A 21,923-nucleotide genomic window follows, 5' to 3' on the forward strand; every position below is an offset into this window, starting at 1 on the left:
TTCCGGCAAGGCGTGAATTTGCTAGATACCTTGGTCTGGGGATTGCGCAACTCAGAACAGGGTCCCAATCCGTTTGAGAAACGAAAATCTCTCCGAGCGTTCTTTCGCCTCTCAGCAAGCGTCGAGCCAACTCAGTATAGCGGACATCGGCGCCAAGCGCAGCGAACTTCCGCCCCCCGCCCTTTGTGTCGACGCCCAGCTTGACGCTGCGACGTGCACGTAGTGCAGTTTAGCGCTGTATATGGGCCTTCGTTTTAGTCACTTGGGTGCTGCTTGGAGATGGTTGGCCCGACCGCCCCCTGGGGGTATCTGAAAATCAGAGAAAAGTCCTCACCCTCGGTGAGGGGACCGCAGTTTTCGTGCTTGGCTAATTGGAGAAACGCCTTCTAGAACAATTGCGGAACCTGTGGGTCAGCCCCATTGGCGGTACTGTCGCGCAAGAGACCGGAGGCAATTGGTGTGCTGCAAGGGCATGGGAACGCACTGGCGTGGGAGCATTCGGAGCGGGGATTTTTCACTATCCCCTTCTCCTAGTGTAGTGCCGCCCACGCCTTGGTGAAGCCCAGCAGGGAGATCTCTGGGGAAACTCTTGTTTCTGTGGCGTCGTAGAACGAAACGGTCATCCTGCTGCCGCGCTTGAGTGCCTCGAGCAGATCTGGCGTCAAAACGACCCCAGCGTGGCACCCATCCACCTTGCAGATCTCGAATGGCTGAATGACCGGCGCGGCGCTGTCGATCTTGTATTGCCAGCCAGGGCTCAGGAGGATGCCCAAAGGAAAGCTGACGAGCATTGTCGGATTTTCCCCGGCGTAGATGCGAGCGCGCAGAATTCTCCTATGGGACGAGTTTTGGGATATGGATTGGGTCATTGAGCATGCCGCGGATGCGGGGCAGGCGACCAGCCAGTCCTGGTAAGTGTGCTCCAACTGCGGTGGCTCGGGAGCTGATCCTCTGCCCTGCGCCGCGGCCGCAAGGGCGCCTGTGGCAATGATAAGACAGGTCAATGAAATCCGCGAGAATGGAAAAGGCATGTTGTATCCGACTATTTCAATCAGGTAGCTCTATTGCAATTAGTCTGCCTCTTCGCAATTTGAAATTTGCTGGGGTTACGGTCTGGATTGGAGTTGCTCGTGCGAAGTTTTGATACGCACTGGATTATTGCCTGTTTATGTACGCTTTCGCCAGAAATTCTTATGGCGCAGTCAGTCATTCCGGATGGTTCCACCGCGACCGGGGTCAGCATAGGTTCTGCGGGACTGACAACGGTCGAGCTTGCTCCGACTGACAGCGCGGGGGTTAGCCTCAATCGCTACTCGGTCTTTTCCGTTCCTGAAGCCGGGGTCTCATTGCGGAACGACAGCGTGGCCGCAGGTCTGATAGTGAACGAAGTAACTTCCTCTGCGCCGAGCTTGCTTGCGGGCCCGCTGACGGTGCTGGGCCCCGCTGCAAACGTTATCGTTGCAAATCCGAATGGCATCCAAGTCGATGGGGGCAGTTTCATCAACACTGGAAACGTCGCGCTAACCACGGGAAAGCTGCAGGAGATGTCGCCGGGGAACTGGTCTTCGCAGGTGCGGGAGGGAGAGATCGACATCACCGGCACGGGTTTGGCGGGAACCATGGAAGAGCTGGCTCTGCTGGCGCGGGTACTGCGGGTGTCGGGGCCGCTGACCCTGAGCGCGCCTGACGCTCATGCGAATGTCGTGGTGGGCGAGAGCGACGTATCCTTTGATGCTTGGCGGGGCGGCTTCGGTCAGGCCGGCACTGGGCAGTTGCCTTGGGCGCTCGCAAGCCACGGCAATGGCGCGTCGGATGGTTTCGTCGTGGATATTGGGCAAGGCGGTTCGGTCGGGGCTGGGCGGATCAGCATCACGGTAACCGACCAGGGCGCGGGGGTGCGCTTCGCGGGTGATCTCATGGCTGACAGCGGTGGTTTCTCGCTGAACAGCGACGGGCGTCTTGAGGTGAACGGCGGACGCCTAGGTGCCCAGGGCTCAGTGAACATCATGGTGGCCGATGCGGATTTAGTTGAGTTGCCTGAAGGGGAGCGCAGTGCATTGTGGTCAGAGACGGCAGGTGTGACCTTGCAAGCGACCACGGGCGATCTGGATCTTGGCAATGCTGCGGTTTCTGGCCGCCAAGTCTCTTCGGACAATTTCGCCTCTGAAGGGGGGGTGACACTTTCGGCCAGCGGTCAGATCCGCGGAGCAGGGGCCCGGCTCGTGTCCGACCCCGGCGAGCAGGTGGAGGGCGCGGGAAGCAGCAACATCGTCCTGATCGCTGATGGAGACATCCTTCTGAGCAGCCTGACAGCCACGGCCCTTGATGACCTCAGGATATCTGGGGGCTCGGCCATCGAAATCGGGCAGGGAGTGCTGACGGCCGGCGGCACGGGGCGCTTGCTGGCCGCAGACGAGCTGGGAATTAAGGCAACCACGCTTGAGGCCGGGCACCTGCGGCTGGATGGTCTGGCATTGCAATTTGGCACCGAGGACCCCGCCGAAGCGCGTACGGAGCTGCGAGCCACCGAAGGCGGGTTGGTGTTGCGCAGCACTGCGGGGGACATCCTCAACTACGGGGGGCTGCTGCAGGGGCGCAGCAGAAGTGCCGGGGATACCTCGTCGCGGGGCGGTGTGTCCATCTACAGCGCCGGAGACCTGCTTAACCGCAGCCTTTCCGTTGATCGGTTGGCCGTCGCCTTCGGAGAGGTGGACGATCTGCATGTCGAGGTCGCCGGTGACCTTGTGAACGAAACGGGTCGGTTGTTCTCCAACGCCGGGATCACGCTGTCGGCGGCGGGCCGTATCGAGAACCGGACCTTGGTCACGGGTGGCACCGCGCTGCCCGGGATCACGCGCAGTGAAGGCGCGCGCTACCTCGGCTCCCTGTTCCTGAAGAAGGCGCAGCGGTTGCGTCTGACTGCGGACCTGGGGGATCTGGCCATAGCCGGAGAGCAATCTTACATCCTCGGCGTCGGCCAGGTGTCCCTGAGCGCAGAAGAAGTCCTCAGCTACGGGGCGGATATCACAGGGGGCAATGTCCTTATTGAAGCCACCGGCATGTTTGAAAGTCATGCGCTGGATGTGGGGTATGTGGACTATCATCAGGTGTGCAAATTGTTTTGCCGGGTCTCAGGCTCTTCCACGCTGCGCCAGGTCGGCGGTACTGTCACGGCATCGGGTAAGCTGGACGTTGTCTCCGGAGAGCGGATTGAGGTTCACGGTGGAGTCCTGAGTGGGGCGGCAGGCATCGAGTTGTCGGCGCCGCTGACCACTTTCACACCACGACTGAGCTGGACACTGGTCGAGCGGCCGGTGGGTCTAGTGGGGCTGTTCTCGGGGCGCAGCGGCCATCTTGTGTTCGGCGAAGAGGCCGCCGCCCTGCAGGCTTCTGCCGGGGCGATCACGATAAACGGTGATGCGATGACGGGGACTGCGGCGCTATCGGCGCTGAGCGGCGTCACGATCACTGGTAGCCAGATTGAGTCCGAGCCACTTGCGCTTCCAGCAGTGTCTGAGCGGCCCTTCGGACTTCTGTGGGCCAGTTTCCAATGATTTGGATGACGGAGGTGCCGTGGCGCCGCGCTGTCTGCGCCCTGCCAATCATCGCGTGCCTTGCTGTGCCTGGTTTGTCGCAAAACCGTGATCCCGGCGGGGAGCTGCTCGAGCGTGAGACACGGCAACATCGTCTGGAGGCTCTGGCGCAGGAGGGCGCAGGGCAGGACATCCTGATACCAGATCGCAGGGGCGTGGTGACAGAGACGCCGTGTTTTCCGGTCGAGCACATCGAGCTGAACGGCGCTGAAATCCTCGGGTCAGGGGCTTTTGCCGACCTCCTTGTTGAATTCGAGGGCGCCTGCCTGGGGCAGGCGAGCGTTGGCAACCTTCTGCAGGCGATTAACGCGGCCTATGCGGAAGCCGGATATATCACCTCGCGGGCCTATGTCCCTGCGCAGGATCTGAACACCGGACGGCTGCAGATCGCGGTGCTAGAGGGGCGCATCGAGGCCTACGTCTATCAACGCCGCTCGGCGGACGGAGAGGTGCTGCCCGCTCGGCCACGCAAGCTGATCGCGGCGATGCCGCAGCAGGCAGGCGACGTGTTCCAGTTGCGTGACCTTGAACATGGGTTGGAACAGATGAACCGTCTGCGCTCCTCCGAGGCGTCCGCCAACCTTGTTGCAGGCTCTGCGCCTGGCACGACCCGGGTCGTTGTCAGTGAAGTGTCGGAGGACCGCATCCGGGGCAGTCTGGGGCTGGAAAGTAAGGGCGGCGAACAGGTGGCGTTGAGCTTCGAGGCCGATGACCTGTTGTCCCTGAACGACAGCCTGCGGGTCTCTTATACCGGGGGGCGCAGCAGCAATGCCGTGGCCTTCAACGCATCGGTGCCGCGTGGGCGCTGGCGCTTCTCGCTCGCGGGCTCCTATTCCGAGACCCTGTCCCCGGTTGCCGCGACAGCGGAACTGCTGAGCCAGACCGCGAACCTGGACCTGACTGCAGAGCGGTTGCTGATGCGGGACGCGGCCACCAAGACCTTTGCCTACGCAGGCCTCGGCGCCTACCGCAATGAGCGGTATGTGAACATCGCAGCCCTTTCCCCGCAGGCTCTGAGCACCCTGCGCCTAGGGTTCCGGAAGGAAGATCGCGCAGAGACCTATGTCCTCTCGGTGGATGCCGCCCTGGTCCTGGGTCTGCCCATCCTGGGTGGAAGTGCCGATCCCGAGAACATCACCGCAGACAGCCCCCATGCGCAGTTCTCCAAGATCGAAGCCGACGTAGCCTATCTGCGTCCGCTGGAGAACGGCTTGCAGGTTTCGGCCTTCCTGACGGCGCAGCACGCGAACGCGGCGCTGCACTCCAACCAGCAGATGAGCCTTGGAGGCTGGGACAGCATCCGCGGGCACGAGGGTCATGGGGTCTCGGTAGACAGTGGCATCAGCCTTCGTTCGGAATTGAGCCTGCGCAGCCGTCGTATGTCGATCCTTGGCCGCGAAGGCGCGATGCGGCCTTTCGGTTTCCTGGACCTGGGATACGGGCGCGCACGGGCAAGCGGTGTCACAAGCCGGATGGCCGGGGCCGGTGTAGGCATGACAGCACAACTGGGGCGCGTTTCCTTGAATGCGGCGCTGGCTTATCCGCTTGGGAGTGGTTCCGAAGCCACACCGGCTGAGCCGCAAGTCTCATTCGGACTGACGATGGCAATTTTTTGATTGCACGAGGTGGCGCCAATTGGCATCACCAAGGAGATCGCAATGTTTTTGTGATTCCGTAAGTGAAAATGATACGAGAGGGCAAAGCAGGCACGCAAAAAGCCGAGAGCTTCCCGAGATTTACTTTCGATAGAGCCAGCGAGTCGCCAGCTTACGCCAGGTCGTTGAAATCGACCCAGCCTTGAATTCGTCAGATCCTTCCTACTTCGTCGCCGGTCTTCAAAGCTGGCGATGGACCAATTCGGGTGATCTTTTCGATGCGAGCCGTCCATCTGCGACGCGTAAGGAATTGATAAATCTGGAAATCAGGACTGTTTCCTTCCAGTTTTTCTTGCGAACAACGAAGGGCCTGGGCCATTTTGGATGCGGTTGTGTCTTTCTCGAGCACTGTGTCATGCGCGCGTGGTCCGGCTTCGCGTCATCTATTGGGAAGTCCAGTCGCATGTATTGGGCGGTGAATACGCATTCGGGGGGATATTTGCGATGCTGAGAATTGAAAAGAGCCGGATTTTCCGAGGTATCGGAATTGTTGCACATGCCGGGATAACCCTTCTCAGCTCTCTTTCGATTGTCATCTACTCGGTCTCCGCGACCTACGCGCAGACGCTGATTGTCGACCCGTCGGCGCCAGGTACATCCTTTTTGGCGACTTCCAACGGGACGCCGCAGGTAGATATCAAGACACCTCAGGGTGGAGTCAGCCTGAACGCTTTCGAACAGTTCAATGTTGGCTCTGACGGGCTCGTGCTGAACAACTCCACCACCGGGGGGACCAGCGTCATCGGCCAGAACGTGACGGCGAACCCCAATCTGATGGTCTCGGGCCCCGCGGATGTAATCATCGGCGAGGTCACCGGAAGCGGCAGCTCCAGCCTGTCCGGGACCACCGAGGTTTTTGGCGCCTCGGCCGCCGTGATCATCGCCAACCCCAATGGGATCACTTGCAATGGATGCGCCTTCCTCAATGCGACAAGCTCGACCCTGACCACCGGCAAGCCGACGGTCACCGCGTCCGGGGTCGACCTTCTGGTCACCGAGGGCACCGTCACCGTGGGCGAGGGGGGCTATGTGGCCGGACCTCAGGGCGCCCTGATCGGGCGTCACGTGACGACAAGTGGCGCCGTGTCGACCAGCCAGCAGCTGGCAGGGAACGCCATGATCCTGTCAGGGGGCGCTCAGGCGGTCTCGTTGGATACGGCAGACCTGGCGGACAGCAGCTTTGCTCCGGCGGCCAGCACGACAAGCAAGACCTCTCCGTTTGCAGTTGACGCCACGGGAGCGATTTCCGCAGGCGCCCTGCGTGTTCTGGGCCAGGAGGCCGGCCAGGCCGTGAACCTGGACGGAGACCTCGAGGCCTACTCAATCGATCTCGAGGCACTTGGGGACATTCAGTACGACAATATCGTGTCACAGACCGATGTGGCAGTGCACGGTCATGATATTCGCCAGTATGGCGACGTAGTATTCGGAGAGGGCGGCGCCTTCCAAGCCGGCGGGGATGCCTTCACCTTATATCAGGGACGGCAGCTGCAAGGGGATGGGGCGGTCGACATCTCGGCCACGGATTTCATCGTCATTGCGGGCGAGGTCTCTGGAAGTTCGATCCTGCTCGATGTCACCGACGGGTCGCTGACCAACACCGGCTTCGTTATGGCCGACGGAGCCCTGACCGTCGTTGCCGGGGACAGTGTCTTTCTGCAGAGGCAGGTGGCGACCGAGTATGACACAAGCACCGATCCGGTCCTGCAGCAGTACCTGGATGCGTACTATGCGCAGATCCTCGCGGGCGGGGAAGAGGCCGCGATTGCCGAGGACATGATCGCGCGTGCCAGTCAGCTAGAAGTGGTCGCGGAATATGCCGACCGCGGCGCGACGATGACCGGCGGCAGCGTGTCGATCACGACAGAGACTGGAGACATTTCCAATGTCGGCGGGGCGATTGCCTCGGCTGGGGATATGAACCTGCAGGCTGGTCGCGATCTGATCAACAGCTCGCTTTCGCTCCTCCGGGCTGATGAAGACGTGCCCGGAAGCTGTGTCGAGGATTGTGAGGACCTGCTCAGCTTTCACTCGGGTGAACTGCTGGCTGGGGGTGCCCTCAGCGCGGAAGCCGCCAGAGATATCCGCAACGAGGCTGCCAGCATTGTCGCAGCGGGGGATGTCAGTCTGACCGCAGGGGGAGACATTTCAAATGTCATGTTGGCGTCCCAGGCGGCCTCGACATATTCGACGACCCCGACCCAGTTTTCCGAAAGGACAATCACCGAGCGCATCGCCAACTCTCTGGCGCCCGCGACCATCGCCTCTCTGCATGGGGGGGTGAACCTGCAGTCCGGTGCGAATTTCTCGTCTAACGGATCGCAGATCAGCGCCCAGGGCCTGCTCGAGATTGCGGCTGCAGGCAATGTCGAGCTCAAGAGCCACATGGCGCATGAATATGCGTCACGTGTGGATGACTGTGGGGGCTGCCATCCGTGGTCGCTGATTAACTTCGAACTCATCGAAGAGCGGCTCGTGGCGGCCTTCTCGGACATCGTTGGTGGCTCGGTGCGGATTTCTGCGCAGGGCAATGTCGAAGGCGAGGGCGCGCGGGTACTGTCCCAGGACGACCTTCTGATCGAGGCGGATGGAGAGGTCGATTTCACTGCAGGGGTCGTGCCCGCGGGACAGCAGGTGGCTGCGGCCGGCTTTGCGCCGCTGATGATCTTTGGTGATGATCCTGCCGCCGAACTCGTCAGCTCGGCAGAGGCGATCAGCAACTATCTTGATTTTCTGGCACAGAACGAGGTGTTGCTAGCCGCGGAAGCACTGCGGCGTGCAGAAAGCGGGGCCGCCCTGCAAGAGGCTGCGCTTGCGGTCGGCGTGCAGGGCGTGGTGGGCCATGGCGCAGGTGACGAGAGCGGGTCTCCAGGTGCGGGGATCGTCGTTGGGCCGGTTGCCGGTGCGGCGCCCAGCCTTGCGGCCCTGTTGAGCGAACAGGCGTTCCCGGAGCTCGAGAGCCCCGCGGATATCGCGCTGGATGCTGATGGCGTACTGGTCAACGGTGAAGCCGGCAACGCCCTGCTCTTCGACCCGCTGACGCATGACGCTGCGCTAGGACAGACTGCCTTGCTGAACGCGCTGTCGTTCCGGCTGGGCGCGAAGGACGCTCTGTCGACGGTGATCCCGGAAAACCTTCTGCTCTCCCAGGGCGGGTTGAGCGTGCTTGGGACCACGGGCATCGCCTTCGACCGGGGGCAACTGACGGCGAATGGTTCCCTCAAGCTGTCCAGTTTCGGTGACCTGGAAATTGCCAGCGCCGAACTTTCCGCGGCGCAGATCGACATGTCCAGCTATCTGGATCTGACGGCGGGCGGGGTGCAGATGGATGCGCTGCAAGATGTGAGCCTGACCTCATACCTGGGGTCTCTTCACCTTGGCAGCGTCGAACGTACCTATGACAGCACGACAGGTTTCGACGAGGTCGTCGGAACCCTGGCCGGACAGGAGTGGGTAGCCGAGAACTCGCTGACCTCGCAGGAGCTGAGCTCTGTCGCGGCAGGTGGCGATCTTACCGCGATGGCGTCGAACGGGCACCTGACCTTCGGTGGTGTTGCTGCGGAAGTGTCGGGCGATGTCACGCTTGCCGCTGGTGCGGATCTAGGCCTGCTCGCTCCTCGATCCGTTGTCGAGTTCAGCAGCGGGAACAGCAACAACGGCACGGACATGTACGATATCCAGCCGACGGTCACTGAGATCCTGGCCGATGGTGCGATCTCGGTCATGGCCGGGGACAACGCCCTTCTCGAGGGCGCGATCCTTGAGGCAGGTTCGACCCTGGATCTTTCGGCAACCAACGATGTGCTGCTGTCCGCCGCTCAGGAAATCTATAACTACGAGACCCGCAGCTACAGCCGGAACTGGTTCCGCACCAAGAGATCACGGAAGGAGATCACCCAGGTCACCCATGACGGGACTGACCTGATCGCCCAAGAAGATCTGACGGTGACCTCTGAACAGGGCAATCTGATCACGGCCGGCACCCGCTTTGCCAGCCTCGGCGGAGACGTGAACCTGTCCGCCATCGAAGGGGATATCCTCGCGGGGGCCTTTACCGACATCGACCGGATCGAGCAGTCTCGCAGCACGTCCTTCCTTGGCGGTCTGATCTCGTTCTCGAACTCGGACCTGCGGGACTTCCGGGATGCGACCGGGACGCAAATTCTGGCCGACCTTGACCTCTCCATCGTGACGGGGGGCGACCTGGAACTGGTTGGTGCCGAGCTCTCGGCGGGGGGCGACCTGAACTTGGATGTCGGAGGGGATCTAAACGTCCTGGCTGCTATCAGTTCCGCCCAGGAAGAGCATTACTCCAACAACATGGGGTTGATCCTGACGACGACCACGACGGAACGGTCGAACCGGGAAAGCGCCGTGCTGACCACGATCGATGCGGAAGGAGAGATCACGGTCTCGGTCGGTGGGGAGGCGTTCGTCACGCTCTACGATGCCGATGGCGATCCCATGGAGATGGCCGCTGCGCTTTACCCGGAAGAGCTGCTTGCCCTGCAATCGATGATCCTTCTCGATCAGGATCTGCTGGACGAATATTTCTATGACGAGACTCGCTCCCTTTCGCCCGCCTTCACGGCGGTGCTGTCGATCGTCCTAACGAGTGGCTTTGGCAACCTGATCCAAGGTCTTAATGTTTCGGGTCTAGTTGCTGGAGGGGAACTCACTGCTGCTGGAAAAGCGGTAGCCGCATTTGCTTCTTCTAGCTCGCTTGGTGTCGCCAATGGAGCAATCGGCGGGGATATGGATCTGGGAGAGGTCCTCGGCAATGCTGCCCTTTCGGCCGCGACGCAGTATTTGACGCAGTCGATTGACTTGAAGATGCGCGGAGAGGTCCAGGCCGCCGAGGAACTAGCGCAAACCTCTGCAGAGCTTACGTTGGCGGCACCACACTTGAGGGATCAGCCCTTCATGCTGTTCGGCGGCTCGTGGGATGCCAGCATGACCGCGTCGATCTTTGGCGACAACCTGACAGCTGCGAATGTCCTAGAGGGCGCTTTTGATACGGCGATCTCCGCAGGCCTCAGCTCTGCCGTGAGCGGTACCGACTTCCGAGCCGAGTTCACCTCAGGCCTGGTGAAATCGGTCGTCGCGCTTGGCCTCGCGGATGCGCAGGGGGCGATCGGGAACATTTTTGATGATGGCGCATATGGGGGCGAAGGCTCTTTCGGCCATGTGATGTTGCACGGGATCGCAGGCTGTGCGGCGGCTGAAGTGCAGGGGGCAGACTGTGCGGCAGGTGCAGCGGGAGGCATTTCTCAGGCACTATACTCCGGGATGGATCCATTAGCGCAGGGAGTAGATCCCGAGAGGATTGTCGAAAACGCAACCCTCATTGGTGCTTTGGCTGGGCTTCTGGCTTCACGTGGTAAAGCCGAGAATGTTGACGTTGCCGGAGACATCGGTGGGTCTGGAGTTGAGAATAATTATCTTACTCATGAGCAAGTTGTACAGCTTGCCGATAGTTTGGATGAGTGTGGCATTGATGATGTTTGTGCGTCGCAAATTCTTAGTTATTTCTTTGAATTGAGTGAGTTGCAGAATATCGAGCTGCAGCAGGCTATTTTGGCGGACGATCGGGACTACATGCAGCAGCTGCTGGCAAATGCGCCGGGAAACTATGCTGTTTTTGAGAATCTCTGGATGTCAGGGAATTATAGTGCGGAAACCCTTTCCGCTGTAGCGACGGTGCTTGATGCGACGAGTCGTTTTGAATTCATGGGGGGCCATCTCTATTACTCTGAGTATGCAGTTGAAGCGCTAAAGGGCGCATATGGAGGTGCTGAGCTCTCGCTTGATGAAGCGGCTCATATTGGAGGTTGGGTTGGGCCAAGTGCACTCATATCGCCTGCTTTGTTCATGTTGATGAGTGGAATGCGACCAGGTGTGTCGACTTTCACAAAAGGGGAGATTGCGCTTGCTGATGGTACTGTCCTGCGAGCAGGGACCACAATTAGCAAGAACGCTGATGGGTCGGTAACGATTCTTGAGCCCGGTTTTTCTCCTTACAGTCTGCGTCCATCAGCAGCCGTTGCGACAGAGGCTGAGGTTGCGACAAGTTTTCAGCAGAACCGGACATACTGGAGCGCCGATCCGGTAGAATTCTCTGGAAATAGAGTGTTTCAGAGAGACGATTTATTTGATCCCGCGCACATTTCGACCTGGACTGAAGGCGGCCAAGTTTACAGCGGGAGTAACGTCGAACGGATGGCTGCAGGCCGGGCGCCGATTGGGGTTGACGGGCACCCGGTGAATCTTCACCATCTGACCCAGACACAAACTGGAGCGATCGCTGAAGTGACACGCACCTTTCATGGGGACAATGGCCGGGTTTTGCATATAAATAGCGGGTCGCTCCCCTCGGGTATATCGCGATCTCAGTTCAATATGTGGAGGAAGAACTATTGGATAGAGCGATCTGCCTCGTTTTTCCAGTAGATATTTGGTGGGTTAGATGAGCTACGAAGAATTCGCGACTTTGGTTGGGTCCGTTCCCGACCACGTGATTGATTTCATGGGTCCTGGAAGTGTTTTGATACCTTCCCCTCAAAGAATTGCTGAAACTGAGGCTCTTATTAACTCTCCGATTTCTCGGTGTTATCTTTGGTTCCTTCAGACTTATGGGGGGGGGACACTGTTCGGTGATGAGCTTTGCTCTATCTATCCGGTATTTTCAGCAGAGAATATGTCCGACATTGGGGCGCGGACACTTTCAGATCGATGCGCGGGAAGGATTTCTGCCAACGACATTGCAATATACAGCACTGATTTTGGGGAAATGTTTGTCCTTAATGGAAAAGAAGATCCGGAAGCTGTTTTTAGGCTGATCGATGGAAGTCGGGAGAAGTTTTCGAACGATTTTCTACTTTTTGTCGAAAGACTCCTGAGTGAGGATGCGCAAGGTGGCTTTGACTAGGGTGAGGATTCATAACCAATAGATGACGGTTGTCGCTAGGGCGATGGCCGAGAGGAAAACCTTTGGGCAACGGTCGTAGCAGGTGGCGACGCGCCTCCAGTCCTTGAGCCTTCCGAACATGATCTCGATCCGGTTGCGGCGTTTGTAGCGGCGCTTATCGTATTTGACGGGCCTCTTCCGTTGTTTCCGGCCGCGGATGTAGGTGCGTATTCCTTTGTCCTGCAAAGCTTCTCGGAACCAGTCAGCATCTTAGCCGCGATCACCCAGAAGCCATTTGACGTTTGGCAGGCCGCTGAACAGCGCCCGTGCGCCAATGTAATCGCTCACCTGTCCCGCGGTGACGAAGAGGTTGAGCGGAGGCCCCTGGCTGTCGCAGATGGCGTGCAGTTTGGTGTTCATCCCACCTTTGGTTCGTCCGATCAGACGACCGCGCCAAATTTTTTTGGCGGCCATGCTGGTCGCCGTGCGGTGTGCCTTTGAATAGGTGGCGTCGATCATCACGGTCTTTTCCTCGCCGTGCTTGGCATACGCCTCTGGCGAGGACCGCCTAACGGGGATGTGGCTTCAATGCTAAGTTCGACCTAATGGCAGACCTTAAGCTCACTTCCGAGATCGAGATCCTTGGCGCCGAAGATGTTCCGCGTCGGCGCCCCTGGAGCGATGCGGTCAAGATCCGGGTCGTGAAGGAAAGCTATCGGGGGCAGCGTCATGGCGCCGCGATGGCGCGGCGACATGGGATCTCGCGGTCTCTCCTGACGGTCTGGCGGCGACAATATCGGAACGGCGAACGCAGCCAGGAGACGACATTCGTGTCGCTTGCTCTTGCCCCTGTTTCCCCCGCTAGAGCGCACAGGCTGCGGCGGACGATGTCCAGCTTGAGATTGTGCTGACAAACGGGCGACGGTTGATCGTGTCTTCGACGGTGGATCCGGATGCGCTGACCCGCATTTTGCCGGTTCTGAAAAGCCAATGATCGCTTTACCGGCGGGGGGCGTCTGGATCGCGGACGACGTGACCGACATGCGGCGGGGCAGGAATAACTGGCTCTGAGGGTCCAACAGGGGCTCGGGCGCGATCCTCATGCGGGTGAGATCTTTTGCTTCTGCGGCCGCAAGGGCGACTTGGTCAAGTTGCTCTGGCACGTCGGTGTTGGCATGTCGCTCTATACCAAGCGGCTGGAGGCCGGGAAGTTCACCTGCCGGGACTGCGAGAAGATCAGCCAACCGCCACCCCCCTTTCCCCCCGAAACTGCGGGGATGGGCCGACCCGAACCTGCTGGCCATGATCCTGTTCGAGAAGTTCGGGCAGCACCAACCGCTCAACCGCCAGGCCGAACGCTATGCCAAGGAGGGCGTCGATTTCAGCCTCTCGACGCTGGCTGATCAGGTCGGAGCCTGTGCCGTCGCGCTTGAGCTGATCCCCGGCTTGATCCGGACCCACGTCTTGGCGGCCGAACGCCTGCACGGCGATGACACCACGGTCCCCCTTCGGGCCAAGGGAGGGACGAAGGCAGCACGGCTATGGACCTATGGCGAGATGACCGTCCTTTTGGTGGCGGTTCGCCTTCAGCCGCGTTGTTCTACTTCTGGCGCGACCGGGAAATGCTCCATCCGAGCCGCCATCTCGCAGGATGGCAGGGTGTTCTGCAAGCCGATGCCTATGGAGGCTACAACGACCTCTATCGCGGGGATCGTGATCCGGGCCCGGTGCTCAGCGCCTTCTGTTGGAGCCACGCCCGGCTGAAGTTCTTCGAGCTTGCCGACATCAAGGAGAAGGCGCGGCAGAAGAAGTCCACATACGACATCTCGCCTGTCGCGTTGGAAGCCGTGAAGAAGGTAGACGCCATCTTCGATGTCGAGCGCCAGATCAACGGTCTGGACATTGCCAGCAAACTTGACGCCCGGCACCGGCTGGTCCGCCCCCTAGTCGACGATCTGCACGACTGGATGCGGACCGAGCAAGGAACAATGTCGAAGCACAACCCCGTCGCCAAGGCGATCAGCTACATGTTCAAGAAAAACCGATGGGATGCCTTTACTCTTTTCTTTGAGGATGACCTGCTCCCCTGAAAAGTCCGCGGTTTGAAGATAGCCTGTTCTCCACACGAGGAGACAGACGATGCGGAAAAGCCGTTTTAGCGAAGAGCAGATCATTGGCATCCTGAAGGAGCACCAAGCCGGGATAGGCGCCAAGGAGCTTTGCCGGAAGCATGGCATCAGTGATGGCACGTTCTACAAATGGCGCTCGAAGTATGGCGGCATGGAAGTGTCTGAGGCCAGGCGGCTGAAGGCGCTCGAAGCCGAGAATGCAAAGCTGAAGAAGATGTTGGCTGAACAAATGCTCGACGTGGCCACGCTCAAGGAGATGCTGGGAAAAAACTTCTGAAGCCCGGTGCAAGGCGACGCGCTGTGGACTGGGCCATGACAGAGAAAAGCTACAACCAGCGGCGGGCTTGCGCCCCAGCCGGGATCGATCCGCGTGTGTATCGGCGTGGATCAACCAGACCTGCAGACACCGGACTGCGAGAGAGGCTAAAGGCGCTTTCCAGCGAACGGCGTCGCTTCGGCTATCGGCGACTGCACCTCCTGCTGGGCCGAGAGGGCTGGAAGGTGAACTGGAAGAAGCTCTACCGGATCTGCCGAGAAGAAGGCTTAACAGTCCGTAAACGGGGCGGTCGCAAGCGAGCCCTGGGGACCAGGGCACCCATGACGATCCCGCAGGGGCCGAACCAGCGATGGTCGCTGGACTTCGTGTCAGACAGCCTGTCCGATGGTCGTCGCTTCCGGGTGCTCTGCGTCATCGACGACTTCAGCCGGGAATGCCTGGCCGCGGTCGTGGACACCTCGCTGTCAGGGCAGCGCGTTGGCCGTGAGCTCGACAGCATCGCTCGGGTGCGCGGCTATCCCTGCATGGTGGTCAGCGACAACGGCACGGAGCTGACCTCGAACGCCATCCTCAAATGGCAGGAGGACCGCAAGGTCGAGTGGCACTACATCGCTCCGGGAAAGCCCATGCAGAACGGCTTCGTCGAGAGCTTCAATGGCCGCCTGCGCGACGAGTGCCTTGACGAGCACCTGTTCGCCAACCTGCGCCACGCTCGGGAGCTGATCGCCGAATGGCGCGACGACTACAACCACCACCGCCCTCACACGAGCCTCGACGGGCTCACCCCGTGGGAGTATCACCAACGGTCAGTAGAGGACCAAAGCCTGAACAGAGCTAACTCATAAACGCGGACTCTATGGGGAGCAGGTCAAGGCGCTTTCGACCAGATCGAGAAGATCGTCATGAAGCTTGCTGTGCCCATAGACCTTGCCGCTTTCGACCTAGGCCTCCTTCAGCAGTCCGGTCTGGCGGGCGTCCTCGTGGGCGCACTTGCTGAGCGGTGCCTTCACGCACGCATAGAAGCTGCTGGGCTGGATGCGCAGATACCGGCACGTAGTCCTAACGGAGAACTGCCCGCGATGCTCGGCTATGAACGGGTAATTCACTTCGCATCCCTGGCGAAATGCGCGGTGGCCACTCTTAGGATGTAACGCTCCTCCGAGACCCGCGCCAATTGCATATGCAGGCGCCGGATCTCGGCGTCCTTCTCCGTCTCTTCGGATGACGCCTTCGCGAGTTTCTTCCTCCAAGTATTGGGCGAATACGCAGTGACCCCAAACGCTCCGACACTTCCCTGACCGGGTAGCCCCGCTCGGTGATCTGCGCGACCGCGCCCTGCTTGTTTCATCGTTGAACTTGCTGCTGCGCCATCATGGCCTCCTTGCCTCAAAATTGGCGAAGAAGGCGCCCACGATACACGGGGCTATTCAGTAATGCGACGAAGCCAAGCCCAGTCCCGCCATTTGTCTCCGGTCGTGCACAGGTGACTGTATCGCTGCAGACTTTGCCAGCTGCGATGGCCAGATACGCTTGCGGCTTGTGGAATAGTTCGGCCCATCTCGAATAGTCGCGACACCCCTTCATGACGCAAATCGTGGAAGTGCAAGTCGTCGATGCCGAGTAGTTTGCAGGCCCTGGTGAAGCTGGCCGAGACCGCATCGGTGGAGAAAGGGAAGATTCTCTTTTCGCCGGGTACCCTTGGCTGGGCCAGAGCGATTGAAAGAGCTTCTGGCGTCAATTCACACCAAATGTCGTTTCCGACCTTCTCGCCCGGATGCTTCATGTCCCGTACGAGAACACGTGAGTGGTCCGCTTCGAGGTCATGCCAGCTGATCCGCACGATCTCCTCTTGGCGACGGGTCGAGAAGAGAGCGAAGGCGCAGACATGGTGCATCGGGAGGCTTCTGCCTCGAAGATGCCTGTCGGCGAAATGGCTCATCAGCTTGTCCATCTCTTCAACGCTTGGGCGACGGTCGCGCTTCGCCGATTTCGCGATCAAGCCCATGCGACGTGCGACGATCATCGCGTCCTGCATGGCTTGGCGGTCTAGCGGAAAGCCCCAAGCCGGCCGAGCAATCGCGAAGATTGCCGACAGGTGAGAGAGATAGTTTCCAACTGTCTGAGGCTTGCGGCCCTCCGAGATCTCATGTGCGAACTGAACCAGCGAGTCGCTTGTGATCTCGGCGCAAGGACGGGAAGCAAGATCGAACCCTTTTATCGTCTCCAGAACCTGCGACTTGGTCTTGCCGACTGCAGTTCGACTTTCGCTCAGGTATCGGTCAATTGCATCGCCAAGCGTCGCTGTGGGGGTGGTCGCGCGTTCGAGGCCGCCGGGTGTGGAAAGCTCTCTTTCCTTCTTTGCGATCCACTGCTTCGCCGCTTGCTCGCGATCGAAAGTCTGGGTGAAGGTGTGGCGCTTTCCATCTCGACGGATGACGACCGCTGCGCGATATGCTATCGAGCCGTTTCCTCGGCGCCTTTCGGTGATGCTTCCCATGTGGTGTACACCATGAGCTAATCCTGTACACCATTTGGTGTACACCATGCGAAAAATGGCGCGCAACAGGGAATAATGATGCTCAATCGTGTAGTGGCGAAGGTCTCTTAAGTGGCTGAAAAAGAAAAGAATGTAGATCTTTCAGTGGCTTCGCGCCTATCCGTTGCACCGATGATGGATTGGACGGTCAGTTCTTTATTTGTCTTATGAAATCAATACATAAGACAATCTTAGTATGTTCCAAGTACCTAATTTTCTTTTGGTGCGGGTCTGATGTGAATAGAGGGTGATCAAGGGATCAGGGCTTGCCCCGAGGTTTGGCTGTCCGCACATACCGGGTCAAAATCTAGTCGGAAAAATTGCCCTCAGATGTGTGTTATCCCTATGTTCATGCCGTGTCGACGCGATCGATGGACGACCTGGTGCAGGCCAAGGGTGGCACCGTGGTGTCGAAGAGTCAGGTCAGCCGACTATGCGAAGAGATCAACGAGCGTGTTGACGCCTTTCTGACACGGCCGAGGAGGACGTCCTGGTCTTTATGACCTTCCCGTCCCAACATCGCACTAAGCTACACAGCACCAATCCGATCGAGCGGGTGAACGGCGAGATCAAGCGACGCACGGACGCCATCGATATCTTTCCGAACGATGCATCGATCCGACTCCTCGTCGGCGCGATTCTGATGGAGCGGACTGAGGAATGGACCGTCTAGCGCGCCAGATAAATGACACTGGAAAGGCTCGCGCCAGTCTGCAATGATCTCAATGTCAGCCTGCATGCAGCGCAGCGCGATTGACGAGCTCGGTCCGCTTGAAAGCGCAAGGTCCGCGTGGAGTCACACCACTTTCCGGAACATCACTCCGGAGACGAATTCGCCTTCCCGAACACAATCAATGATTGCTATCATGTTCGCAACTTACGGGGGATTTGATGCGTCTAGGTAGTATATCCATTCGAAACTTTCGGCGTCTAAGTGATGTGTCCGTTGATTTCGAAAACAAGGAAACTGTTTTTGTTGGCCCGAACAACAGCGGCAAGACTTCTGCGACGGCTGCCATTCGCAGCTTTCTCGGGAACCGGGAATTCAAGATTCATGACTTCTCTATTGTTGCAATTGCCTCTATCGACGCATTCGCTCCAGGGAACGAAACTAACTTACCCCAAATAGAACTTGATCTCTGGTTTCACATCGATCCGGACTCAATCGCGTTCGGTCGGGTCTTTGCCCTAGCAACGAGCCTTTCCGCTGATTTCTCGGAAATCGGGATGCGGTGCGTGTTCACCGTGGATGACGTGCCGGAACTCTGGGAGCATTACGATGCAGCTTTCCCGCCAAAGGAAGATGGCACACGCAAGCGTCCCTTGAGTTTCTTCCTTGGAATGGAAGGCAACTTGAAAAAGTATTTCGGCATCAAAGTGTCTTCGCTGGAAAAGCTTGAACAGGAACTCGTGGCAACGCCACTTTCCGCACAAGAAGGCAAGAAGATTCTGAATTCTCTGCTGCGTGTCGATTTCGTTGATGCCCAGCGGAATATTGACGATGAGAATGCCGCGAGAAGCAATAGGCTGTCAGACGCCTTTGCGACATATTACCGGAGAAACCTCGAGCAGGCGGAACTGGCCGAAGAAGCTATCTCGATCATTGAACAGAATAATGAAAATCTGACCAGGCACTACGACGAACGTTTCAGACCCCTGATGACGATGATCGGAGGCCTTGGCCTTCCCTCCGACAACGACCGCGCGATGAAGGTCGTTTCGACACTCAGTTCGGAGGTTGCGTTGCGCGGCAACACCGAACTCTTCTACGTCGATGCCAGCACCAGCCATGAGCTTCCCGAGGCATATAACGGACTGGGTTTCAAGAATCTGGTGTTCATGGCCATTCAGGTCGATCATTTTTATCGGCAATGGCTCACGACCGAAGACAACCGTCCGCTGTGCCAGATGATCTTTATCGAAGAACCGGAAGTGCATTTGCACGCTCAGGTTCAACAAACATTCATTCGCCAGATGTGGGACGTGCTCACCGCCGACTCACCAGAAGGCGAAAGCAAGCCTCAGCTCACAATCACGACCCACTCGTCGCACATCCTGGATACCGTGGATTTCTCAAAAATCCGCTACTTCCGCCGGTGCCAGATCAACGGTGAACAGGAGGGAGTGAGCTATCAGGGAACAACCGTGCACAGCCTTCGACAATTTCAACCTGAGCCACTCGAATTGGGCGGCGATTTGATTGAGCCAGAGGAAGCACTTTCTTTTCTCAAAAAATATCTGAGACTTACGCATTGCGACTTGTTCTTCTCCGATGCTGCCATACTTGTTGAGGGGTCTGCTGAAAAACTGCTTTTGCCGCGCATGATCGACATATCGGCACCGGAACTTAACAAGAAGTATCTGACAATTCTGGAGGTAGGTGGGGCTTATGGGATGCGCTTCGCCGGATTGTTGGAATTCCTCGAAATTCCCTATTTGGTCATCACCGACATCGATTCCGTTGATCCCGCGAGCAACCGGGCGAGTTGCGTCGCTACCCATCCGGGAGCCGTTTCGTCGAACGCGACTCTGGGATATTTCCTTGGAGAGACGGGAGTCGCCGCACTCTCCGGCAAAACCTTCGACGAGTGTCTGCAAGCTGAAGGTATGCGTTTTGTCGCCTATCAAAAGCCGGTAGAAGTTAAGCGTCAGGACAATACTCAAACCTTCCACGGGCGAACCCTTGAAGAAGCCTTTGTCTTCGAAAACCTCGATCACTTCCATGCCGATGGACTCAGTATTGGCATTGACTTGCCGGATGGTCGAGCCGAATTGCAGGAGGCCGTCTGGAGACGCATTAAGAGCGATACTTTCAAAAAAACCGAATTTGCTATGGATGTCCTTGCCTTCGAAATGCCGGCGGGCGAGGACGAAGAAGCGAATGCGGGAGAGAAGCAGGACTGGAATGTCCCCCACTACATCGACGAAGGTCTAAAATGGCTGGAGACACGTCTCTCCCAAAACCAGGGAGCCGGCGAATGACGGCAAGACTCAAGCCAACTGAGGCCGATAAGAAAATTGCTGAGTGCATCGCCAAGGAGATTTCATTTTCGGTTATCGCAGGCGCCGGGTCGGGCAAAACCACATCCCTCGTTGAAGCTCTGAAAGGAATTCAGAAGTCCCGTGGGAACGAGCTTCGGAAAAACGGTCAGCGCGTGGTGTGTATCACATACACAAACCGTGCCGTTGGAGTGATTTCGTCGCGTCTGGGTTTTGATGACCTTTTTTACGTTTCCACTCTGCACGGGTTTCTTTGGGCAGAAATAGCGCGCTTTCAGGATGCTATTCGGGAGGCCCTTCGTGATGCGATCATCCCGCAGCATATGGAAAAGGCCCGTGAGAAAGACAACGGCGGGGCGTCTCAGACCGCTCAAAAGGCGAGGAAAGACCTTGAGCGCCTGACCGCCCAACTTACCGCGCTAAACGCGAATAAACCGCCGGTATCCTACGAAGAAACCGTTGTCAGCGACTATTCTAAATGCGCCCTGAACCATGATGATGTTATTGACGTCGCGGCCTATCTGATCACGAACAAACCGCTCTTGCGCAAAGGCCTCGGGTTCAAATACCCCTTCATCTTCGTCGATGAAGCTCAAGACACCTTCCCGCAGGTCGTCGAGGCGCTCAATGCTGTGTGCGCAGGTGAAGGGTTGCCAATCGTCGGATATTTTGGCGATCCGATGCAGCAGATTTACGATAAGCGTGCCGGAGATTTCGCCGGTTCAAAAGGCTCCGAAAAGATTCCGAAGGAAGAGAATTTTCGAAGCTCAACCTCGGTGATCGATCTTCTCAACAACTTCAGAACTGATCTGAAGCAGGTTGCGGGTGGGAAGAACTCCGGTGTTAAGGGCAGCGTCTTGATTACGGTCGCGCAGGCTCCCGACCCTGCCGGTCCACGGAAAACCTATACCGCTGAACAACTCAATGAGGTAACGGCGAAGTTCGAGGAGGCCGTCGAACAATGGGGATGGACCGATATCTCTCCTGTAAAGAACCTTTTTCTGGCACGCCAGATGATCGCCCGGAGGCTCGGATTCGTCACACTGCACAAGCTCTTTACAGGTGACTATTCGTCGTCCAGATCCCAATCCGACTATGAGGACGGCACACACTATCTTCTCAAGCCCTTCGTCGACGGCATTTTTTCTTTGGTCGATGCATCCCGCAACAACGATCCTAAGAAGCTGATTGAAACACTCCGAAGAATAAGCCCTGCTTTTGACGACACGGGTGCGAACAAGAGCAAAACCCTGAAACAGATGCTCGAAGAAGCCTCAAAACACGCCGCTGCTTTGGCGAAAAAATGGGAAGGCAATACGGTCAAAGAAATTTTGGAATACTGTAGCGCGAACGCGCTTTATCCAATTTCGGACCGCCTTGCAGGTCAGTTGGCTCGCGCTCCCCGCGAAGCTTATGACTCCGGCAATGAGGATCACCAAAGGGAAAAAGGAGATTGGCTGGCTGATGAATTCTTCAAGCTGAAGGCTGACGAACTCGAAAAATACATCGACTTTCTGGATGAAAATTCTCCTTTCAGTACGCAGCACGGCTCGAAAGGCGAAGAGTATGAAAACGTGCTGGTCATGATCGACGATATCGAGGCAGCCTGGAATACCTACAGCTTTTCGAAAGTTCTGACCCCTGGTGTCGCGGGCAATCCGACCGATCGGCAGCAAGAACTCACTCAAAAGCTGGCTTATGTCTGTTTTTCTCGGGCGGAAGTGAACCTTAGGATCTTGATGTTTTCGAAAGACGCGGAAGCGGCCAAAGGAGAACTGATCGAGCGCGGTCTGTTCCAGGGTGGCCAGATTTCAATTTTGTAGATA

General features: G+C 58.1%; 11 protein-coding genes and 4 pseudogenes. 11 read left to right on the forward strand and 4 right to left on the reverse strand.

Going from position 1 to position 21,923, the window contains the following annotated elements; translation table 11 throughout:
* Nucleotides 1-530 precede the first annotated feature (530 nt).
* Nucleotides 531-1,031 (reverse strand): invasion associated locus B family protein, encoded by a 501-nt coding sequence (locus AC2IR1_RS10900; RefSeq protein ID WP_486476300.1) that lies wholly within the window; start codon nucleotides 1,029-1,031, stop codon nucleotides 531-533.
* A gap of 162 nt (nucleotides 1,032-1,193) precedes the next feature.
* On the opposite strand from AC2IR1_RS10900, the gene AC2IR1_RS10905 reads away from it, so the two are divergent.
* The 4 genes from AC2IR1_RS10905 to AC2IR1_RS10920 all read left to right on the forward strand — a co-directional run bounded on the left by AC2IR1_RS10905 (nucleotide 1,194) and on the right by AC2IR1_RS10920 (nucleotide 12,176).
* Entirely contained in the window at nucleotides 1,194-3,554 is a 2,361-nt protein-coding gene (locus tag AC2IR1_RS10905; protein ID WP_486476301.1) for a filamentous hemagglutinin N-terminal domain-containing protein, read from the forward strand.
* Entirely contained in the window at nucleotides 3,551-5,209 is a 1,659-nt protein-coding gene (locus tag AC2IR1_RS10910) for a ShlB/FhaC/HecB family hemolysin secretion/activation protein (RefSeq protein WP_486476302.1), read from the forward strand. The genes AC2IR1_RS10905 and AC2IR1_RS10910 overlap by 4 nt, the downstream gene beginning before the upstream one ends.
* A 483-nt stretch (nucleotides 5,210-5,692) precedes the next feature.
* On the forward strand, nucleotides 5,693-11,698 hold the full coding sequence (locus tag AC2IR1_RS10915; protein WP_486476303.1) for a two-partner secretion domain-containing protein: 6,006 nt from the start codon (nucleotides 5,693-5,695) through the stop codon (nucleotides 11,696-11,698).
* A 16-nt stretch (nucleotides 11,699-11,714) separates the two neighbouring features.
* Nucleotides 11,715-12,176 carry an SMI1/KNR4 family protein gene (locus tag AC2IR1_RS10920; RefSeq protein WP_486476304.1) on the forward strand — a complete coding sequence of 154 codons (462 nt, stop codon included), beginning with the start codon at nucleotides 11,715-11,717 and terminating at the stop codon, nucleotides 12,174-12,176.
* Nucleotides 12,177-12,185: 9 nt separating this feature from the next.
* On the opposite strand, the pseudogene AC2IR1_RS10925 reads toward AC2IR1_RS10920, so the two are convergent.
* Nucleotides 12,186-12,701: pseudogene (locus tag AC2IR1_RS10925) on the reverse strand (IS5 family transposase); the annotation flags it as partial.
* A 59-nt stretch (nucleotides 12,702-12,760) separates the two neighbouring features.
* On the opposite strand from AC2IR1_RS10925, the gene AC2IR1_RS10930 reads away from it, so the two are divergent.
* From AC2IR1_RS10930 to AC2IR1_RS10940, 3 genes and pseudogenes are all read left to right on the forward strand, one after another.
* A complete protein-coding gene (locus AC2IR1_RS10930) occupies nucleotides 12,761-13,066 on the forward strand; it encodes a transposase (RefSeq protein ID WP_486476305.1) in 306 nt (101 codons plus the stop codon).
* 156 nt (nucleotides 13,067-13,222) lie between these two features.
* Nucleotides 13,223-14,239: pseudogene (gene tnpC, locus AC2IR1_RS10935) on the forward strand (IS66 family transposase); the annotation flags it as partial.
* Nucleotides 14,240-14,294: 55 nt separating this feature from the next.
* Nucleotides 14,295-15,406 (forward strand): IS3 family transposase gene (locus AC2IR1_RS10940; protein WP_486476306.1). Its coding sequence is split into 2 segments (ribosomal slippage): nucleotides 14,295-14,544 and nucleotides 14,544-15,406, totalling 1,113 coding nucleotides; the frame shifts between segments, so codons are not numbered across the junction.
* Between the two features lie 99 nt (nucleotides 15,407-15,505).
* On the opposite strand, the pseudogene AC2IR1_RS10945 reads toward AC2IR1_RS10940, so the two are convergent.
* Together AC2IR1_RS10945 and AC2IR1_RS10950 are read right to left on the reverse strand one after the other, a co-directional pair.
* A pseudogene (locus AC2IR1_RS10945) lies at nucleotides 15,506-15,925 on the reverse strand (transposase); the annotation flags it as partial.
* A 59-nt stretch (nucleotides 15,926-15,984) separates the two neighbouring features.
* Nucleotides 15,985-17,058, reverse strand: a complete 1,074-nt coding sequence (locus AC2IR1_RS10950) for a site-specific integrase (RefSeq protein ID WP_486476307.1) — start codon at nucleotides 17,056-17,058, stop codon at nucleotides 15,985-15,987.
* 410 nt (nucleotides 17,059-17,468) lie between these two features.
* Here AC2IR1_RS10950 and AC2IR1_RS10955 point away from each other — a divergent pair, with 410 nt between their 5' ends.
* The 4 genes and pseudogenes from AC2IR1_RS10955 (at nucleotide 17,469) to AC2IR1_RS10970 (ending at nucleotide 21,920) form a co-directional block, all read left to right on the forward strand.
* A complete protein-coding gene (locus AC2IR1_RS10955) occupies nucleotides 17,469-17,600 on the forward strand; it encodes a transposase (protein WP_486476308.1) in 132 nt (43 codons plus the stop codon).
* Nucleotides 17,561-17,854 (forward strand): annotated as a pseudogene (locus AC2IR1_RS10960) (transposase); the annotation flags it as partial. The gene AC2IR1_RS10955 and the pseudogene AC2IR1_RS10960, both read left to right, overlap by 40 nt.
* 134 nt (nucleotides 17,855-17,988) lie before the next feature.
* Entirely contained in the window at nucleotides 17,989-20,079 is a 2,091-nt protein-coding gene (locus AC2IR1_RS10965) for an ATP-dependent nuclease (protein ID WP_486476309.1), read from the forward strand.
* A complete protein-coding gene (locus AC2IR1_RS10970) occupies nucleotides 20,076-21,920 on the forward strand; it encodes a UvrD-helicase domain-containing protein (RefSeq protein WP_486476310.1) in 1,845 nt (614 codons plus the stop codon). The genes AC2IR1_RS10965 and AC2IR1_RS10970 overlap by 4 nt, the downstream gene beginning before the upstream one ends.
* The last annotated feature ends 3 nt before the right edge of the window (nucleotides 21,921-21,923 follow it).

This window comes from Pseudooceanicola sp. NS-SX8, assembly GCF_057380755.1.

Bases quoted from the DNA above. Each gene is read 5' to 3' on its own strand.
- AC2IR1_RS10900 (WP_486476300.1), bottom strand. From the start codon at position 1,031: ATGCCTTTTCCATTCTCGCGGATTTCATTGACCTGTCTTATCATTGCC.
- AC2IR1_RS10905 (WP_486476301.1), top strand. From the start codon at position 1,194: ATGGCGCAGTCAGTCATTCCGGATGGTTCCACCGCGACCGGGGTCAGC.
- AC2IR1_RS10910 (WP_486476302.1), top strand. From the start codon at position 3,551: ATGATTTGGATGACGGAGGTGCCGTGGCGCCGCGCTGTCTGCGCCCTG.
- AC2IR1_RS10915 (WP_486476303.1), top strand. From the start codon at position 5,693: ATGCTGAGAATTGAAAAGAGCCGGATTTTCCGAGGTATCGGAATTGTT.
- AC2IR1_RS10920 (WP_486476304.1), top strand. From the start codon at position 11,715: ATGAGCTACGAAGAATTCGCGACTTTGGTTGGGTCCGTTCCCGACCAC.
- AC2IR1_RS10930 (WP_486476305.1), top strand. From the start codon at position 12,761: ATGGCAGACCTTAAGCTCACTTCCGAGATCGAGATCCTTGGCGCCGAA.
- AC2IR1_RS10950 (WP_486476307.1), bottom strand. From the start codon at position 17,058: ATGGGAAGCATCACCGAAAGGCGCCGAGGAAACGGCTCGATAGCATAT.
- AC2IR1_RS10955 (WP_486476308.1), top strand. From the start codon at position 17,469: ATGGACGACCTGGTGCAGGCCAAGGGTGGCACCGTGGTGTCGAAGAGT.
- AC2IR1_RS10965 (WP_486476309.1), top strand. From the start codon at position 17,989: ATGCGTCTAGGTAGTATATCCATTCGAAACTTTCGGCGTCTAAGTGAT.
- AC2IR1_RS10970 (WP_486476310.1), top strand. From the start codon at position 20,076: ATGACGGCAAGACTCAAGCCAACTGAGGCCGATAAGAAAATTGCTGAG.